At 59.6% G+C, this 18,338-nt stretch carries 11 protein-coding genes; 8 read left to right on the top strand and 3 right to left on the bottom strand.

Annotated features, from left to right (window positions below; all coding sequences use genetic code 11):
- Positions 1 to 16 precede the first annotated feature (16 nt).
- From AACH39_RS11390 to AACH39_RS11380, 3 genes are all read left to right on the top strand, one after another.
- Positions 17 to 1,432, top strand: a complete 1,416-nt coding sequence (locus tag AACH39_RS11390; RefSeq protein WP_215779592.1) for an efflux transporter outer membrane subunit — start codon at positions 17 to 19, stop codon at positions 1,430 to 1,432.
- Between the two features lie 205 nt (positions 1,433 to 1,637).
- Positions 1,638 to 3,368, top strand: coding sequence for an ABC transporter permease subunit (locus AACH39_RS11385; protein ID WP_338620024.1), 1,731 nt, complete (start codon positions 1,638 to 1,640; stop codon positions 3,366 to 3,368).
- Positions 3,369 to 3,398: 30 nt separating this feature from the next.
- On the top strand, positions 3,399 to 4,691 hold the full coding sequence (locus tag AACH39_RS11380) for a nitrate/sulfonate/bicarbonate ABC transporter ATP-binding protein (RefSeq protein WP_215779597.1): 1,293 nt from the start codon (positions 3,399 to 3,401) through the stop codon (positions 4,689 to 4,691).
- A 6-nt stretch (positions 4,692 to 4,697) separates the two neighbouring features.
- Here the strand turns inward: AACH39_RS11380 and AACH39_RS11375 are convergent, their stop codons facing one another.
- The gene (locus AACH39_RS11375) at positions 4,698 to 5,147 is read right to left on the bottom strand and encodes a PliI family lysozyme inhibitor of I-type lysozyme (protein ID WP_338620022.1); all 450 of its coding nucleotides are present in this window, start codon (positions 5,145 to 5,147) and stop codon (positions 4,698 to 4,700) included.
- 501 nt (positions 5,148 to 5,648) lie between these two features.
- Here AACH39_RS11375 and AACH39_RS11370 point away from each other — a divergent pair.
- Positions 5,649 to 7,283, top strand: a complete 1,635-nt coding sequence (locus AACH39_RS11370) for an NRAMP family divalent metal transporter (protein ID WP_252346131.1) — start codon at positions 5,649 to 5,651, stop codon at positions 7,281 to 7,283.
- Between the two features lie 39 nt (positions 7,284 to 7,322).
- Here AACH39_RS11370 and AACH39_RS11365 read toward each other — a convergent pair whose 3' ends face one another.
- The gene (locus AACH39_RS11365; RefSeq protein WP_338620021.1) at positions 7,323 to 9,470 is read right to left on the bottom strand and encodes an EAL domain-containing protein; all 2,148 of its coding nucleotides are present in this window, start codon (positions 9,468 to 9,470) and stop codon (positions 7,323 to 7,325) included.
- 7 nt (positions 9,471 to 9,477) lie between these two features.
- On the bottom strand, positions 9,478 to 11,238 hold the full coding sequence (locus AACH39_RS11360; protein ID WP_338620019.1) for an ATP-binding protein: 1,761 nt from the start codon (positions 11,236 to 11,238) through the stop codon (positions 9,478 to 9,480).
- Positions 11,239 to 11,727: 489 nt separating this feature from the next.
- Here AACH39_RS11360 and AACH39_RS11355 point away from each other — a divergent pair, with 489 nt between their 5' ends.
- From AACH39_RS11355 to potE, 4 genes are all read left to right on the top strand, one after another.
- Positions 11,728 to 12,864 carry a histidine decarboxylase gene (locus AACH39_RS11355; RefSeq protein WP_338620016.1) on the top strand — a complete coding sequence of 379 codons (1,137 nt, stop codon included), beginning with the start codon at positions 11,728 to 11,730 and terminating at the stop codon, positions 12,862 to 12,864.
- 64 nt (positions 12,865 to 12,928) lie between these two features.
- Positions 12,929 to 13,960, top strand: coding sequence for an ATP phosphoribosyltransferase regulatory subunit (locus AACH39_RS11350; RefSeq protein WP_215779610.1), 1,032 nt, complete (start codon positions 12,929 to 12,931; stop codon positions 13,958 to 13,960).
- 2 nt (positions 13,961 to 13,962) lie between these two features.
- The gene (locus AACH39_RS11345; RefSeq protein WP_338620013.1) at positions 13,963 to 15,804 is read left to right on the top strand and encodes an ATP phosphoribosyltransferase regulatory subunit; all 1,842 of its coding nucleotides are present in this window, start codon (positions 13,963 to 13,965) and stop codon (positions 15,802 to 15,804) included.
- 1,080 nt (positions 15,805 to 16,884) lie between these two features.
- Positions 16,885 to 18,225, top strand: a complete 1,341-nt coding sequence (gene potE, locus AACH39_RS11340; protein WP_215779614.1) for a putrescine-ornithine antiporter — start codon at positions 16,885 to 16,887, stop codon at positions 18,223 to 18,225.
- Positions 18,226 to 18,338: the final 113 nt, after the last annotated feature.

The raw sequence follows: 18,338 nt of genomic DNA, 5'->3' as shown, positions 1-18,338 counted from the left end.
CAACGAGGACGCAGGCATGAACAGGCGCTGGCTGTGTGGTTTGAGTGCATTGGCGCTGGCCGGTTGTGCCGTGGGGCCGGACTATGTGCGCCCCCAGGTGGTCATGACCAGTCAATACAAGGAAAGCCAGGGCTGGCAGCCCGCTGCGCCGGCAGATCATCTGGCCCGGGGGGCCTGGTGGGAGGTGTTCAATGACCCGGACCTCAACCGGCTGGAGACCGAGCTCAATGCCGCCAATTTGAGTATTGCGCAGGCCGAGGCTCAGTATCGGCAGTCGACGGCCCTGCTGCGCGAAGCCCAGGCCGGTTTTTTCCCTACCATCGGCGCCTCGGCGGCTGAATCGACCGGTCGCAGCGTCGGCAGCGGTAATGCGGCCAGTACCATCAGCACCTCTTACAACGCGGCACTGAGTGCCAGTTGGGAGGTCGATTTGTGGGGACAGGTGCGGCGTAATGCCGAGGCCGGGCAGGCCAAGGCCGAATCCAGTCTGGCCAGTCTGGAAAATGTAAGGCTCAGCGCCCAGGCTCAGCTGGCGATTGCCTATTTTCAGCTGTATGTCGCAGATGCCCAGAAACGCTCGCTCGATGACAGCGTCGCCGCCTACCAGCAGCAACTGACCATTACCCGCAATCGCTACGCGGCCGGCGTCGCCGGACAGGCGGACGTGGCTCAGGCTCAGAGCCAGTTGCAGACTCTCCAGGTCCAGGCGATCGACAAGGGCCTGCAGCGCGACAAGCTGCAACATGCCATTGCCGTCCTGATCGGTCGCTCGCCGTCGGATTTCGACCTCAGCCAGCGTCAGACCCGGCCGCATGTGCCAACCATTCCACCGGGCGTGCCCTCGGATCTGCTGCAGCGTCGTCCGGACATTGCCGCCGCCGAACGCCTGGTGGCGCAGGCCAATGCCCAGATCGGCGTGGCCAAGGCCGCCTGGTTCCCATCGCTGACCCTGGGGGCCAGTGGTGGGTATCGCAGCAGTAATCTGGCCGACTGGTTTACCTTGCCCAGCCGTGTCTGGTCGGTCGGGCCGACCCTGGCGGCCACGCTGTTTGATGGCGGCTTGCGCAGCGCACAAAGCGATGCTGCCCAGGCCAACTATGACCAGACCGTGGCGGCTTACCGCCAGACCGTGCTGAGTGCCTTCCAGGATGTCGAAGATAACCTGGCCGCCTTGCGCATTCTCAGTCAGGAGGCCGAGTTGCAGCACCAGGCGGTGCTGGCGGCGCGCCAGTCCGCGCAGATCACCTTCAATCAATACCAGGCCGGTATTGCCAGCATGCTCAACGTCGCGCAGGCGAATGCCACGCAACAGGCCAGCGAGCGCAGTGAGTTCGACATCCTCAACAGTCAGCTGACCGCAGCGGTCGGTCTGATCAAGGCGCTGGGCGGTGGCTATCAGGTCGGACACAGCAGCGATTCTGCCGCTCGCTGACGGGGTTCCCTGCCGGCGACAGATCGGCGAAAATAGCGGGCCAGCATCAAGCTGGCCCGTTTTTCATGCCAAAGCGTCGAAATGTCATCGAAGCAGGCTAGACTGTCAGATCGAGCCCGGCTCGAGTCCGGGTCCCGTCGCTTTGGCCGTTGAACCTTGTTTATCCAGAGGCTGATATGAATAACAACATGCTGGGAGTCGGTCGATGCGTCTGATCTTGCCGCCGCTCTTCAACGCCTCCGCGCGGCGTTTGCTGCCCAATCGCTGGGATGTCATCGCCTTTCCGCTGATCCTGAGTCTGATCGTACTGGGCAGTACCGGCTTCCACGAGACGCTGGCCCCGATGTCGACGCTCAAGACGCAGGCGATTTCGCTTGATCCGACCAGTCTGCCGGAGTACTCACTGCGCACCATCCTGCGCATGCTGGCCGCCATGGTGGCTTCGCTGCTGTTTACCCTGGTGTACGGCACCCTGGCCGCCAAGAGCCGGCGCGCGGAAAAAGTGCTGATCCCGATCCTCGATATCCTGCAGTCGGTGCCGGTGCTGGGTTACATCTCCTTCACCGTCACCTTCTTCATCGCCCTGTTTCCAGGACGGGTGATCGGTGCCGAATGTGCGGCGATCTTTGCCATTTTCACCAGCCAGGCCTGGAACATGACCTTCAGCTTCTACCAGTCGCTGCGCACGGTGCCGCGCGATCTGGTCGAAGTGTCGCAAGGCTTCCAGCTGACCGGCTGGCAGCGTTTCTGGAAGCTGGAAGTCCCGTATGCCATGCCCGGCCTGATCTGGAACATGATGATGAGCATGTCCGGCGGCTGGTTCTTCGTGGTGGCGTCCGAGGCGATAACCGTCGGCAACAACACCGTCACGCTGCCCGGGGTCGGCTCCTATCTGGCGCAGGCCATCGCTGAAGGCAATCTGACGGCGGTCGGCTGGGTGATTCTTACCATGACGGTCGTTATCCTGGCCTACGACCAGCTGCTGTTCCGTCCGCTGGTGGCCTGGGCGGACAAGTTCCGCATGGAAGATACCGCTTCGCAGAACGAGCCGGAGTCCTGGCTGCTGGACATGATCCGTCGTACCCGCCTGATTCAGGCCCTGCTCAAGCCCTTTGGTCTGCTGATCACCGGTGTGGCCCGCATGCCCCTGCGCCTGCCGCGACCGACCGGCGGCAGCGCGGCCCCCTCGCGTGGCAACCGCTACGGCGACTGGCTGTGGAATGCGCTGGTACTACTGGGGACCGCCTATCTCAGCTGGCGCGTGCTCAGCTACGTCGCCAGCGAAGTCAGGCTGGGGGATGTCTGGCATGTCATCACCCTGGGTCTCATCACCTTGCTGCGCGTGACCATCCTGATCCTGCTGGCTTCGCTGGTGTGGGTACCGCTGGGCGTGCTGATCGGCCTGCGTCCGCGTCTGGCGGAGAAATTTCAGCCGCTGGCACAGTTCCTGGCTGCCTTTCCGGCCAACTTGCTGTTTCCGGTCTTCGTCATTCCCATCGCCTACTTCGGCGCCAATCCCGATATCTGGCTGTCTCCGCTGATCGTGCTGGGCACGCAGTGGTACATCCTGTTTAACGTGATTGCCGGCGCGACGGCCTTCCCGAATGATTTCCGCGAAGCGGCCGCCAATTTCCGCATCCGCGGCTGGCAGTGGTGGCGCAAGGTGATCCTGCCGGGGATCTTTCCCTATTACGTCACCGGCGCGATTACCGCCTCCGGTGGCGCCTGGAACGCCAGCATCGTGTCGGAAATGGTGCAATGGGGACATATCAAGCTCAAGGCGCATGGCCTGGGGTCCTATATTGCCGAAATGACGGCTGCGGGCGATTTCCCGCGCATCATCCTGGGGATCGCCGTGATGTCGCTGTTCGTCGTGCTGTTCAACCGCTTGCTGTGGCGCCCGATGTACGCCTATGCCGAAAACCATCTGCGTTGATCGACAGCTTACTCTGGAAGAATGCAATTTATGGAAAACACCAATTCAACCATTCTCGAAGCGCGCGAAGTCTGCTGCGGATTTGAAAAGGCACAGGGTGAGCTCAAGGTTCTCGACGGCGTCAACCTGACCCTCAAGGAGGGCGAGATCGTCGGCCTGCTGGGTCGTTCCGGCTCGGGCAAGTCTACCCTGCTGCGCATCATCGCCGGCCTCATCAAGGCGACGGAGGGCGAGGTCAGCTATTGCGGCAAACCGGTAGACGGCCCCGTTGAAGGCGTCTCGATGGTGTTTCAGACCTTTGCCCTGTTTCCCTGGCTGACGGTGCTGGAGAACGTCGAGGCCGGACTGGAGGCGCTCGGCGTGCCGGCCAAGGAGCGGCGCGAGCGGGCGCTGAAGGCGATCGACCTGATTGGTCTGGACGGCTTTGAAAGCGCCTACCCGCGCGAGCTGTCCGGCGGCATGCGCCAGCGTGTCGGCTTTGCCCGTGCCCTGGTGGTCAACCCTACCCTGATGCTGATGGACGAGCCGTTCTCCGCACTGGACGTGCTGACCGCCGAAACGCTGCGTACCGATCTGCTCGACCTGTGGAACGATGGCGGCCTGCCGATCAAGTCCATCCTGATCGTGACCCACAATATTGAAGAGGCGGCGTTCATGTGCGATCGCATCATGATCCTGTCCTCGAATCCGGGACGGCTGATTGCCGAGGTGAAGGTGCCGTTTGCCCATCCGCGCAATCGCCTGGATCCGGCCTTCCGACAGTTCGTCGACGATATCTATGCCAAGATGACGCGCCGCCCGCAGACCGATGCCCAGCGCAAGGTCGGTCTGGAACTGCGCAGCTGGCTGCCGCAGGTATCGACCAACCTGATTGCCGGTCTGATCGAGACGCTGGCTGCCGCACCCTACAATGGCCGTGCGGACATGCCGGAAATCGCCCAGCAATTGCACATGGAGGTCGACGATCTGTTCCCGGTGGCGGAATTCCTGCAACACCTGGGCTTTGCCGAGATTTCCGAAGGTGACATCACGCTGACTTACTATGGTCGCCAGTATTCCGATTTCGGCACGCAGGAGCGCAAGCAGCTGTTCGCTGACTGCCTGTTGCGCGGCGTGCCGCTGGCCGCCCATATCAAGCAGGTGCTGAACGAACGTCCGAAGCAGCGCGCGCCGCGCGATCGCTTCAAGCAGGAGCTGGAAGACTATCTGAGCGACGAGGCCGCAGAAGAGACACTGGACTCCGTCATCAACTGGGGCCGTTACGCAGAAATCTTCTCCTACGATGACCAGGCCGAAATGTTCGGTCTGGAAGATGTCGCCTGAACGCCCTTACTGACCGCAGGCGGCGGGCGCATACAGCGCCTGCCGCAACGCGGTGCCCAGATTGCGGCGCGGCCTGAGGCCGCGCACACAAGTCCGCAACGTCAGATGCGTTTCACCAACGCTGTAGGCATCAGCCGCCAGATAACCGCCACTGCCGGCGCTTTGCATGGTGACCACCACCATGGGCGCGTTGTGCGGGTCGAGCCGCATCACACTGACCCTGGACAGGGTGCCATCCCGCGGGCGGATCAGCCCACTGAGAAAGTCGTCGAGCGCGAAGGCCGGGGTGCTGGCTGGGGCATACAGGCGGATGCTGTAACTGCCGATGGATTGCGGCTCGCCTTGACCGCTCGCCACGACCACGGTTTGGCCCGACGCCAGCCTCACGGTGTGCGGGGCCGCCACGGACGTTGTCATGGTCAGGAGGGCCATCAGGCCGGACTGCCAGTGTTTCACGTGGAACGCCTTTCTGTCATCGCTGGTCAAGTATTGCGATGAATCAATAGATGTGAGGTGAATATTTAAGACTTTTCTTAATTCATGGCTATAATTCGCCCGTTATCAATGACATAAGGGCTCCGACGTGGGCAGTAGTTCCCAGAGTTGCATGCTGGCTTGGGCCAGCGAAGTACTGGTGAGTTAGCCACGCACGGCCTTTCCCTGCCGCTGACTCGCTGCAACGGGTTAGCGCGCTTCGAGTACCGGTCAGCATGACCGGCTGCATCACCCCCAGCGCTCTACACATATCGGATCACTGAAATCAATCCGTCGGGATGGATGGGGGCCGCTGTGCCCGACCTCTCATCCTGACAATGCCTGGTATGAGCCAAGGATCGACGATGGGTCGCCGGGCTTCCATTCGCCACATCCGTACGCCGGGAGTGGCGAATGGAAGCGTGTTCGGCCATTTGCCATCAGGATTCTGCCACCAGGCGCCATACCGGTCTGGAGAGAACGATGGACATGAGCAAAAACGACGCCAATGCAGCCGTGCTGGACAGCGCACACCTGGGCGATATTCAGGGGGCGCTGGGTACCATCCGGCATGATGATCTGGCGGCTCGTCGTGGTTGGCTGGCCAAATTGAAAACCTTGCTGGCGATTCTGGGGCCTGGACTGATTGTGATGGTCGGTGACAACGATGCCGGTGCCTTCAGTACCTATACCCAGGCTGGCCAGAATCATGGTACTGCCCTGCTGTGGACCCTGGCGCTGCTGATCCCGGTGATTTACGTGAATCAGGAGATGGTGCTGCGCCTGGGGGCGGTGACGCGTGTCGGCCATGCCCGCCTGATTCTCGAACGTTTCGGCAAGTTCTGGGGCGCTTTCAGCGCCATCGATCTGTTCCTGCTCAATGCCCTGACCATCGTCACCGAGTTCATCGGTATCAGCCTGGGCATGGACTATCTCGGTGTGCCCAAGGTGCTGGGCGTGGTACTGGCCGCCTTGCTGATCATGGGCTCGGCGGCCACGGGTGATTTCCGTCGCTTTGAGCGCTTTTCGCTGTTGCTGGTGGCGGGCAGTCTGATTCTGGTGCCCATCCTGGTCATGATTCATCCGCCAGTCGGCCAGATCGCTCATGATTTTCTGGTGCCGCAAATGCCTGCCGGAGGCAAGACCGCCGATGTCATGCTGCTGGTAATTGCCATTGTCGGCACCACCGTGGCGCCCTGGCAGTTGTTCTTCCAGCAGAGCTATATCATCGACAAACGCATTACCCCGCGTTTCATCAAATATGAGCGGGCCGATCTGTGGCTGGGGATCGTGCTGGTGATCGTCGGGGCCGTCGCCATGATCGCCTTTACCGCCCAGGTGTTCACGGGGCATGCCGAATTCGGCCACTTTCAGGATGCCGGTGCCGTGGCGCAGGGGCTGGGCAAGTATTATGGCCGCCTGCCCGGCGTGCTGTTTGCCATCGCCCTGATCGATGCTTCCCTGATCGGTGCCATGGCGGTGTCGCTGTCGACCGCCTATGCCCTGGGCGACGTCCTGAGTCTCAAGCATTCGCTGCATCGCAAGCCCACCGAAGCGATCGGGTTTTATGCCATGTATTGCGGGCTGATCGTGCTGGCCGCCGTGCTGGTGCTGTTGCCGGGGGTGCCACTGGGTCTGCTGGTCAATGCCGTTCAATCGCTGGCCGGGGTGCTGCTGCCCAGTGCCACGGTGTTCCTGCTGTTGATGTGCAATGACCGGGCAGTGCTGGGGCCCTGGGTCAATTCCCGCCGCACCAATGTCTTCACGTCTTTGATCGTGGCCTTGCTGGTGCTGATGTCGGTCATTTTGACCGCCGCCGTGCTGTTTCCCGATCTGTCCGAGCACACGATCCTGACCATCCTCATCACGGGGGGCGGCGCCAGTGTACTGATTGTGCTGCTGGGGCAGCTCATCGGCCTGCGCCAGGAAGCCAGGCAAGGTTCGATGCCCATCGCCCGGCCGGATTCGGCCGAATTGTATGGTTGGCGCATGCCGGCGCTGGCCAATCTGCCACCCATGGTGATGTCCGGACGCAGCAAGCTGTGGATGGCCTTGTTGCGTGGCTACCTGCTGCTGGCCATGGGCATGGTGATTTACAAGGTGGTGGTGTCGATCTAGGCACCTGACCGCAGGGCGAATCACTTGTTCTGCGGGTCGCTAAGGTCTCTGAGACCCGGTGTCGCCGATCCGGCGTGCCAGCTCGGCCAGTTGCTCCGGGGTCATTGGTCTGGCACAGAGAAAGCCTTGTACATAGTCACAGCCCAACTGGCGCAACAGGTTTAGCTGGGCGATGGTCTCCACCCCCTCGGCAACCACCTTGAGTCGCAGGTTATGCGCCAGCTGAATGATGGAGGCGGTAATGGCCGCATCCTTTTCGCTGGTGTCGATGTGGTCGATGAACGATTTGTCGATTTTCAGCGCATCGATGTCAAAATCCATCAGATAGGCCAGCGAAGAATAGCCGGTACCGAAGTCATCGATCGAAAGCCGCACCCCCAGTTCGCGCAATTGCTCCAGCACCTGATGATTGTCGCTGGTGTTTTCCATCAGGATCCCTTCGGTGACTTCCAGCTCCAGCAAGCAGGGGGGAAGTGCATTGTCCTTCAGGATGCGCGCCACCGTGGATACCAGTTGCGGATTGCCAAATTGCCGTGGCGAAAGATTAATGGCGACCGGACAATCGTCGGGCAGGACGGCCGCCTGTTGCCAGAGGCGACGTTGCCGGATGGCCGTTTCCAGCACCCATTCCCCCACACGGTTGATCAGTCCGGTCTGCTCCATCAGGGGAATGAAGACATCCGGCTGTACGGTGGTATTGGCTCTGCGCCAGCGCATCAGGGCTTCCAGGCCGATCAGCCGCTGGCCATCGACATCGAACTGCGGCTGATAATCCAGATAAAACTCATGCTGATCCAGACCGCGGCGAATGCCCTGCTCCAGCAGCATGCTGGCCTGCGCACGCGCATTCAGTTCCGGGGTAAAGAATTCGAAGGTATTGCGCCCCAGGCTTTTGGCGCGATACATGGCCAGATCGGCGGCCAGCATCAGATTGTCGGTATCGCTGCAGTTGTCGGGGAACAGGGCAATCCCGATGCAGGCACCCAATGAGAGGGTGTGATTGCCGAGCTCAAAGGGCGCCTCCAGGCTTTGCAGCAGTTTGCGTGCCACCAGTGCGCCATGTTCGCCCTCTTCCAGATCATCGACAATCACCGTGAATTCGTCCCCGCCCAGACGCGCTACCACATCCTTGGCGCGCAGGGCGAGCTGCAGTCTTTGTGCCACCGCCTGCAGGACACGGTCACCCAGCTCATGGCCCAGCGTGTCGTTGATATCCTTGAAATGATCCAGATCGATGAAGAACAGGGCCAGGTGCTGGCCGGAGCGTGCCGCCCGCAAGACCGCTCCGGCCAGCGTCTGTTTGAGGCCGTGACGGTTGAGCAGGCCGGTCAGCGCGTCGGTGACGGCCTGTCGGCGCAGTTGCTCTTCCAGCTTCTTGTGATGGCTGATGTCCTGGAAAACAATGACCGAGCCACTATGTTCACCGGGCAGCGGCGCACAGCTCAGTGCCACCGGCAAGGTATCGCCGTCCAGCCGGCGCAGCATGGTGTCGGTGAGTCGCAGAGCACGACGCGATTTCCAGTAGCTATAGAAAACCGTGTTCTCCCAGGCCGGCTCTTGCGCACCATGAACATGGCCGATTTCGGTGAAGTGCAGGCCAAGCAGCCGTTCTGGCTCGGCTGCCAGCAGTCGCAGTGCTGTCGGATTGGCGAAGTCCACTCGGCCATCCGGGGTCAGCCCCAGCACGCCCTCGTCGGCGGCGTTGAGCATCGACTCGTAATATTGTTTTTGTGCCCCCAGCAGCTGATTGACCCGATGCAGGTCGCGCTTGTATTGATCCAGGGCCAGAAACTGTTTGACCTTGCCGCGCAGGATGGCGGCACTGATGGGTTTGAGAATGAAGTCGATGGCACCATCGCGATAGCCATCAATGATCAGTTTTTCATCCCGGGCATAGGCGGTGACAAAAATGGCCGGGACATCACTGGTGCGACGATTCGAGCGCATGGCACGCAGGACTTCGAAACCATCCATGCCCGGCATGCTGACGTCCAGCAGGACCAGCGCCACGTCTTCGCTGTAAAGAATTTCCAGGGCGGTTTCACCCGACTCGGCCAGCAGGAGGTTGGCGCCGCACTCCTGCAGGATTGCCTGCAGGACCACCAGATTATCCTGACGGTCATCGACCAGCAGGATCTGTGGGGGGGACGGGGCGGCCAGATGACCCCAGTCAATCGCATCGTTCATGGTGTTCTCATGTCGCAGAGGGTTGCAGCAGCTTGCTGAGCAGCGTCAGCAATGCCTGCCTTTGCACCGGTTTAGCCAGATAGTCATCGGCACCGGCCGCCAGACATTTTTCCCGGTCGCCTTTCATCGCCAGGCCGGTCAGGGCCAGTATCGGTTTGTGAAAACTCAACTCCTGCCGCAATGCTGTTGTGGCCTGATAACCATCCAGCACCGGCATCATCATGTCCATCATCACCAGTTCGATATCCGGTTGCTGACGGACGATATCCAGCGCCTCCTGGCCATTGCGGGCCACGCAGACGTTCATCCCGGCCTCTTCCAGCAGGCTGCTCATGGCAAATACATTGCGGATCTCGTCATCGACCAGCAGCACTTTGCGTCCTGAGAGTTCGGGAGGAAGCGCCAGGGGCATATCGGCAGACGATTTTGTCTCGTCAAGCCGGCGCAGGGGCGTGTCAGCCAGTTCGTCGGGCAGCAGTGGCAGTCGCAGGGTGAAGGTACTGCCAAGCTGTGGTTCACTGCGCACCTGCAGGTCGCCACCCAGCAGCGTGGCGAGCTGTCGGGCGATGGCCAGTCCCAGACCCGTGCCGCTGAACTTGCGGCTGGCACTGCCATCCAGCTGGACAAAGGCTTGAAAGATTTCTTCCTGCTTGTCCGGCGGGATGCCGCAACCCGTGTCGGCGACAGAAAAGCTCAGCCAGGGCTCGGCGAATGCCAGGCGTATGTGGATTTGCCCGCCCGCGGGGGTAAATTTGCAGGCATTGGAAAACAGGTTTTTCAGAATCTGATAGGTGCGCTTGAAGTCCAGTACGATGCTATCGGGCAGATCGGGCGCCATCTCACATTGCAGCGACAGCTGGCGTGACTCTGCCATCGGGGCGAAGGCGCGCTGCAGGTAGCTGCACAGCTCCGACGTGAGCATCTGCTCCTTGTGCACCTCCAGTTTTCCCGCCTCGATGCGCGACAGATCGAGAATGTCTTCGATCAGTGCCAGCAGATCACAACCCGACTGATGGATGATTTCTGCATAGTTGATCTGGCGTGGCAGCAAATTGTGTTGCGGGTTGGCACACAATTGTTCGCTGAGGATCAGGATACTGTTCAGCGGTGTGCGCAGTTCGTGCGACATATTGGCCAGAAACTCGGATTTGTAGCGGCTGGCTCGCTCTACCTCGGCCGCCTGGGCGTGAAAACGCCCTTCCACGGCCCGGCGCTCCGAGATGTCGATGATGGAGCTCAATACCATCGTGCCCTTGCTGGTTGCCAGCGGGTTAAGACCGATCTCGACCGGAAAGACGCTGCCATCGCGGCGGCAGGCGAACAGCTCCCGGCCCTGGCCCATGGCACGGCTGGTCATCGCCTGCATGAAGCCCTGGCGCAGCATGACATGCTTGCCTCGCAACGCGGGGGGCAGCAAGGTTTCGACCGGTGCGCCGATCAGTTCCTGCTGGCTATAGCCGAACCACGCTTCAGTGCGGGCATTGAGTGCGGCGATGCGGCCATCGCGGTCGATCACGACGACGGCGTTGGGGATGGCCTCAATGAAAGGGGCCAGACGGGCACGGAAGTGAGCCCAGGATTGCAGACGAAACGACAGCCACTGCAGTGGCGCGGGAAAAATGAGTACCGTCAGCCCGATGAGCAGCTGCAGCCATAACCAGTCATGACGATGACCGACCATCAGCAGGCCGGCGACTGATAGCAGACACAGGATGACCCAGGCGGCAGACAAACGCCCCAGTATGGTGGGTGGTGCTGGACCCGGCATGACGATTCCCTCCCTCCAGGGACCCTCTGAACAAGGGATCTCCCTCGCATTCCTGCCCGGCAGGGCGAGGCCCGCCGGGGAAATCACTTGTTCAGAAGGTGCCGGTCAGGATACGCAGCGACACGAATCAAATTCACCGGAAAGATGCGTTCAGGAGCCTGCGGCGACGGTCATCCAATATGGATAGATATACAGATGAAATATTGACTTAGCCTAATGATATTGCAAGTCATTTTTCCGTCGGCCTGCCCTCTCGGACAGGCGGAGGTGCCCAGTTAGTGTTTCTTGAAAAAGGGGACGGGGTAAAGTTTCGCCCGTCAGGGAAAAAAGTGTGCCTTGAAGGGGAAAAAAGCTCGCTATATCGGGGCATATTTGCCTTGCGTGTCTTTTCAGCGCCGATGAGGGGATTACATTACCCCCTTTCTTGAAAATGCACGTCAGGACCACCTGGAGGAATTCAGGGACGGCTGGCTCCGAAAGGAAAACAAAATGCCTCTGTCCATCGAAAACCAGAACAAGCTGGATGCTTTCTGGGCTCATTGTGTCAAGAACCAGTACTTCAATATTGGTTACCCTGAGTCGGCCGACTTCGATTACGGCAGTCTGGAGCGCTTCATGCGCTTTTCCCTGAACAATTGCGGCGATTGGGGGGAGTACTGCAACTACCTGCTGAATTCTTTCGAGTTCGAAAAAGACGTCATTCGCCATTTTGCCCAGCTGTATCGCATTGCGTTCGATCAAAGCTGGGGTTATGTCACCAATGGCGGCACCGAAGGCAATATGTTCGGCTGCTATCTGGCACGCGAGCTGTATCCGGACAGCACCCTGTTCTATTCGCGTGAAACCCATTACTCGGTAGCCAAGATCGTCAAAATGCTGCGCATCAAATCCCAGGTGGTGGATGCCTTGCCCAATGGCGAAATTGACTATCAGGATCTGATGCGCAAGATCAGCCAGAGTGGTGATCGTCATCCCATTCTGTTTGCCAATCTGGGAACCACGGTCAAGGGAGCGATCGACGACATCGGCCGGATTCAGCGCCTGATGCAACAGGCCGGCTTTGCCCGCGAGGATTACTATATTCATGGCGATGCCGCACTGAGCGGCATGATCCTGCCCTATGTCGACGAGCCGCAGCCCTTCAATTTTGCCGACGGCATCGATTCGATCAGTGTGTCCGGCCATAAAATGATTGGCACCCCCATGCCTTGTGGCGTGGTGCTGGCGCGCAAGGCCAATGTGGACCAGATCTCGGTTGAAATCGACTATATCGCCGCGCACGACAAGACCATCACCGGCTCGCGTAATGGTCATACGCCGCTGATGTTGTGGTACGCCATTCATGCGACCCGGTTTGACGAGCAGAAACGCCGTATCGGACATTGCCTGCAAATGGCCCAGTATGCCGTGGATCGTTTCCAGGCCTGCGGCATTGATGCCTGGCGCCACCGCAACTCGATCACCGTGGTCTTCCCTTGCCCGTCCGAGGCCGTGTGGAAGAAGCATTGCCTGGCGACCTCGGGTGAGTATGCCCACCTGATCACCACGGCCCATCATCTGGATACGCAGGCCATTGATGCGCTGATTGATGATGTCGTGGCCGATCTGGCTGCAGTGGCTGCCTGATCACGGTGGTAAATCTGTCACAATGACGCCAGGAACATGAGTTTGGCGCCAGGAGACGGAGAACATGATAGCCAGCGATGCAGCATATGGCCGTACGCCAGAGGTGAGTCATCTGCGTTACCGGGTCGAAAGCCAGATCCGTACGGTCATGCATCGCTATGGCTATCAGGAGTTGCGCCTGCAGGCGCTGGAGGAGGATGTCCTGCGCGGCGATGTCTCGCCCAGTCTGCGCCCGGATGGCCTGCCCTCTTGCGTGCGCGCGGTGCTCGCCATGCATCAGCCCCCGCGGCGTACTCCCGAACGACTCTGGTTCATCGGCCCGGTGCTCTGGCACAGTCCGCAAGGACCGCGTCAGACCGTGCAGTTTGGCATTGTGACCTTCAATATGCCCACCCCGGCCATCGAGGCCGAATTGGTGCTGCTGGTGCGGGATGTGTTCCGCATGACCGGCCTGGCCCACCTGCTGTCGCTGTCGGTGCACAATCTCGGCTCCTGGCAGGAGCAGGCCCGGTCCGGTGCTCAGCGGCTGGGCGTTGCCAGCCGGCAGCATTTTGCCGAATGGACCCGGCTGCTCGATCAGCTGGGGGTCCGTTGGCAGCCTGCCGCTGATCCTTCGGTCGGCAAGCATTACTTCAATCATTCGGTCTTCGACTGGCGCTGGCGGGATGCCACGCAGGAAGACAGTCTGTGTATCGGCGGTCGCTGCGATGACCTGGCCACTCAACTGAGCGGACGGCCATTGTCTGTGGCCGGTCTGGCCATTGATGTCGAACAACTGATGCAGGTGCTGTGCGAACACCATTTGTCGGATAGCCGTGCGGTGCCCCGGGTGTCGCTGAGGGCAGAAAGCCGTGAGCAGGCGACCGATCTGGTGTTGCTGGGGCATGCCCTGCGCGACCAGCTGCCCGGTTTTCGTATTCGTACCCTGCTGTCCGGCATGGCGCTGGATGAGATCCCTGATCCGGTGGACTGGCGGCTGACCCTGTTGCCGGATGGCCGTTTGTCGGTCTGGTCGCTGGCGCAGGGCCCGCTGGGCATCCTGTCGCAGCCGGCGCTGCTGCAGCGCATGCAGTCCCTGTCCGCTGCGGGAGACTGAGCATGCCGCGCAAGGAAAGACTGCTGGTCACCGAACTGCCCCAACTGATCGCGCTGCGCGGCAACAACAGTGAGCTGTTGTTTCACGACGAAACGGATCATCGGACCTTTGTCGGCCATCTGCGCCAGGCCTGTGAGCGATCGGGCATCCGATTGCATGCTTTCGGGCTGTTGCCCTCCCAGGTCTATCTGTTGCTGAGCACCGATGACAAAACCACGCTGGCGCGGTTTTCCCAATATCTCGGCCGGGTCTACGTGCCCTACTTCAATCGTCGTCACGGGCGTAGCGGCGTGTTGTGGGAGGGCCGATATCGCAGTGCAGGCATCGAACCTGCGGGGTATTTTCTGCTGTGTCAGAAGTACATTGAGTTGCGGGCGCAGGAAGCCGGCAGCGAGGTTGATCCTGTCTGGCTGAGCAGTGCGCCGGCACATCTCGGCATGCACCGGCTGGATTTCCTGACGCCTCATCCTGCCTGGCTGGCGCTGGCGCCGGATGATTCCGGCCGTCAGGCCCGCTACCGACAGTTTCTTTCGGTGGCACTCGGTGCCACCTTTATCCACCGGGTGGAAACCTGTCTGAGACAGAATAGTGTCCTGGCCAATCTGAATGATTGCCTGGCACTGGAGAGTCGTCTGCAGGTGCCGGTGCGGCCGCGTCCTGCCGGACGACCGCGCAAACACTACCCCGACCGGCTCGAATACTGGACCAGGCTGGAAGGCGTGGCACGTCAGGTGATGCAGGGTGAGGACTACCGGGAAATTCGCCTGCCTCTGCTGGATGAGAGCAATGAAGCCGATGACTGGGCCGCGAGACTGCTGAGCGATGGCACCATGGGCTGTCTGCAGGCGATTGCCGAACAGCATCTGACCGAACTGCCGGCACGGCTGTGGTATCAGGGGCCGATGTTCCGCACGCATCATCTGGACGGCCGTCAGCTGGAGCAGTTCCATCAGATCGGCGCCGAAGCCCTGGGTTACGATGATGTCGATATCGAGCTGGAGCAATTGCTGCTGGAGCATGCGCTGCTGCAGCGGCTGAAGCTGCTGCCCTGGGTCGAGCTGCAGATCAATAGTCTGGGTACGCCGCGCGAGCTGGCTCGATATCGGGCCTTGCTGCGGCAGCATTTTGCCCCGGTGCTGGCCGGACTCGACCCGCTGGCGCAAGGTAGTCTGGCCTCTGCCCCCGAGGTGCTGCTGGGCGGCCGCCTGGCCGGCGTGCCGCGCGAGCTGATCGAGACTGCTCCCGGCATCATGAATTGTCTTTCCAGTGCCAGTCTGGTCCGGCTGGAGCGCCTGACGTCCGCCCTGACCCAGGCGGGCTTGCCGCATAGTGTCCGCACCGATCTGTTCCCACACCGACCCTTCTATCAGCAGAGCTTTCATGAATGGCAGACGGCTGCGCTGGAGGAACATTCGGTGGTCTGTCGTGGTGGCCGATATGACGAGATGGCGGCGCGCATCATTGGCCGACCTGTGCCGGCCTGCGGATTTGCCTTCATGGTCGAGCCATTGTTGCAATTGGCTGAGAAGGCCCGCAGCCAGCCACTGGTGACCCACGTCCGCCGCGACATTGTCATCTTGCCGGCAGAAAGCCATGACATCGCCTTTGCCCTGCAGGTGGGCAGTATGCTGCGTGAAACCTTTGCTTTCCTGGCGGTAGAGAACGACTTGTCCACCGGGGGACTGGCTGCCCGGCAGCGCCGCGCGAGCGGGCATGGCACCCGCCTGCTGTTGACCGTCTCGGCGCTCGATGACCGGATCGAAATCCTGGAGGTCGCCGAACAAATCCGCTCGGGCTGTCGTCGCGAGTCCCTGATCAGCAAACTCAGATTGCTGCTGGCCTGAGTGCACGGAAATTGTTAAAGCAATAATCGTGCCAATCTCTTGTTATTTGCCCATGTGGTGATCAGGGTTGTTTGCGCGCCAAAAACAATAAGTCGTTGAATTTGTGAATACTTAAGTAAACTCTGATGTTGTTTGCGTGGCTGAGTTATGCTCATTTACGACGTTTTTCTGATGTTCGGCTGTTTTCCCCTTGTCGCCCGTTCGTGCCGACAAATCATGCCCCTTGCGCTGAACGCAAATCGACTTCTCTGTAGTGTTTTTCGCTGACTGATCGCGGTGAATCATTCTGTTTTATCAGGAAAAACAGCATTTTACGGCCAAAATCAGGAAGATTTCCCCATGTGAGCTAAGTCAAAAGTGCTGTCAGACAGGCTGGTGTTGTCTTGCGCCTGTGCTATAACGCAAAAAATTCTCTGCGACTGTTAATGATTTTGGGCCCAGTGCTGGTTTCTGCGCGATATTGAACGGTCGTTCTGCTGTCATGTCCCGTATTTACTATGGCGGGATCGTCCCTGACGCGGTCGGATAGTGGTCACAGTTGGCGCGCATGATTAGAAAATTGCCTTATCTATCCGGCATGTGCAGCGCTTGTTTTATTTTTGCCAGTAATTTGAGCGTCAGAATGCCAGGTGCGTGACTGGGCAAAATTAATTCGAACTGCATGTCTCGATTATTCTTTCGTCATTGCATTTATGCTGCAGCGCAATGTGCGGAATTGAATTGGAACTTGATGTGCATCAAGTAGTGAAGTTGTCATCGGAAGCACATTATATACAATTCTGAATATTACCAATTTCTCATATTTGTGACGTGAAGCAGTGGGCTTCAGCTTGTAGCGATTCTGGTTGGGCAAACGCATGGTGTGCCTGACCGATGGCGTAACCCGGTAGTTTCGGGGGTTGTACAGAATCCCGGTCTTATCGTAACGAGAGTCCGGGCGCATGCCGGATCAAGGAGGTTGTCGGGCAACTGGCGATCACCAGGGATGCGAAAGCCAATTGGTCGGCGTCAACGGGTGTGGATTTATCCACATGACGCCATACCGATTAATGTTCGTTGCAGTACATTGGGAGCAATAATATGTCTTCTAAGTCGTCGAAAATGGGGTTGTCCGCGCTGACAATCTTCGTTGCGCTGAACATGATGGGGTCCGGGATTTTCCTGCTGCCCGCCAGTTTGGCCAAAGTCGGTTCGATCAGTATCTTTGGTTGGATCTTGTCCACCGGTGGGGCGATTGCCCTGGCTGTTTCCTTCTCCAAGCTGAGTTTCCTGTGCCCGAAAGAGGGCGGTATGTACGCTTACGCCCGTGACGGCGTTGGCGAATATGCGGCATTCACCGAAACCTGGTGCTACTGGCTGTCGCTGTGGGTCGGTAACGTGGCCATTGCCATTGCCGGTATCGGTTACATGTCCTACTTCTTCCCGGCACTGAAGGACCCGATGACGGGTGCGATTGCCTCCATCGTCGCGATCTGGTTCTTCACCTTCCTGAACTATCCGGGTGCCGGCTTCATCGGCAAGATCCAGAAGTTCACTTCGCTGGGGATGCTGATTCCTGTGGCTGGTATGGCTGTTCTGGGCTGGTTCTTCTTCCATCCGGAATACATCAGCGCCAACTGGAACGTGTCCGGCAAGAACAGCTGGGATGCCATCATGTCGGCTTCTTCCCTGACCCTGTGGGCATTCCTGGGTCTGGAGTCCGCTTGCGTCGTGAGTGGCGTGGTGGAAAACCCGAAGAAGAACGTGCCGATCGCTACCATGCTCGGTACCCTGTTCGCTGCCGTGGTGTACATCCTGTCGACCTTCGCCATCATGGGCGTGGTACCGGCCAAGGAATTGGCTGCTTCTGCCGCACCGTTCAGTACCGCCGCTCAATACATGTTCGGCAGCTGGGCCGGCTCGTTCGTCAGCTTCTGCGCCGTAGTGGCCTGCCTGGGTTCGCTGAACGGCTGGGTACTGACCACTGGCCAAGTGTCCAAGGCTGCTGCTGATGACGGCATGTTCCCGAAGATCTTCTCGGAAACCAACAAGTATGGCACGCCGTTCAAGGGCATGATCCTGACCGGCCTGCTGATGACTTTCCTGGGCTATATGACGGTTTCGCCTGACCTGGCTTCGCAGTTCCAGATCATCACCCTGCTGTGCGTGTTCACCAACGTGGTACCGTACATCCTGGCTGTGGCCGGTATCTATCCGATCATGAAGGAAAACAATGTCAGCAAGGCAGAGTTCTCCAAGTATGGTCTGATCGCCCTGCTGGCAATCGTTTACTGCTTCTACGTACTGGCTGGCTCCGGCAAGGACATCGTGTTCTACGGCGCACTGACCATGCTGCTGTCCGTGCCGATGTATGGCTGGATCGCTCATTCGGTCAAGCAAAAGCGCAAGGCTCAGGCTGCTGAAGCCCAGGCCAACGCTTAAGTAAAGATCAAGTACCTCAGCTTCTATCAAGCTGACTTTGGCCGGTCGCAAGACCGGCCATTTTTTAAGCCCCTGCCGAGCCAAGTGCACGCCAGGGGTTTTTGCTGTGTGTG

It is taken from the genome of Paludibacterium flexuosum, assembly GCF_037076605.1.
Lineage (GTDB): Bacteria > Pseudomonadota > Gammaproteobacteria > Burkholderiales > Chromobacteriaceae > Paludibacterium.
This window is presented reverse-complemented; position numbering and strand designations above follow the sequence as displayed.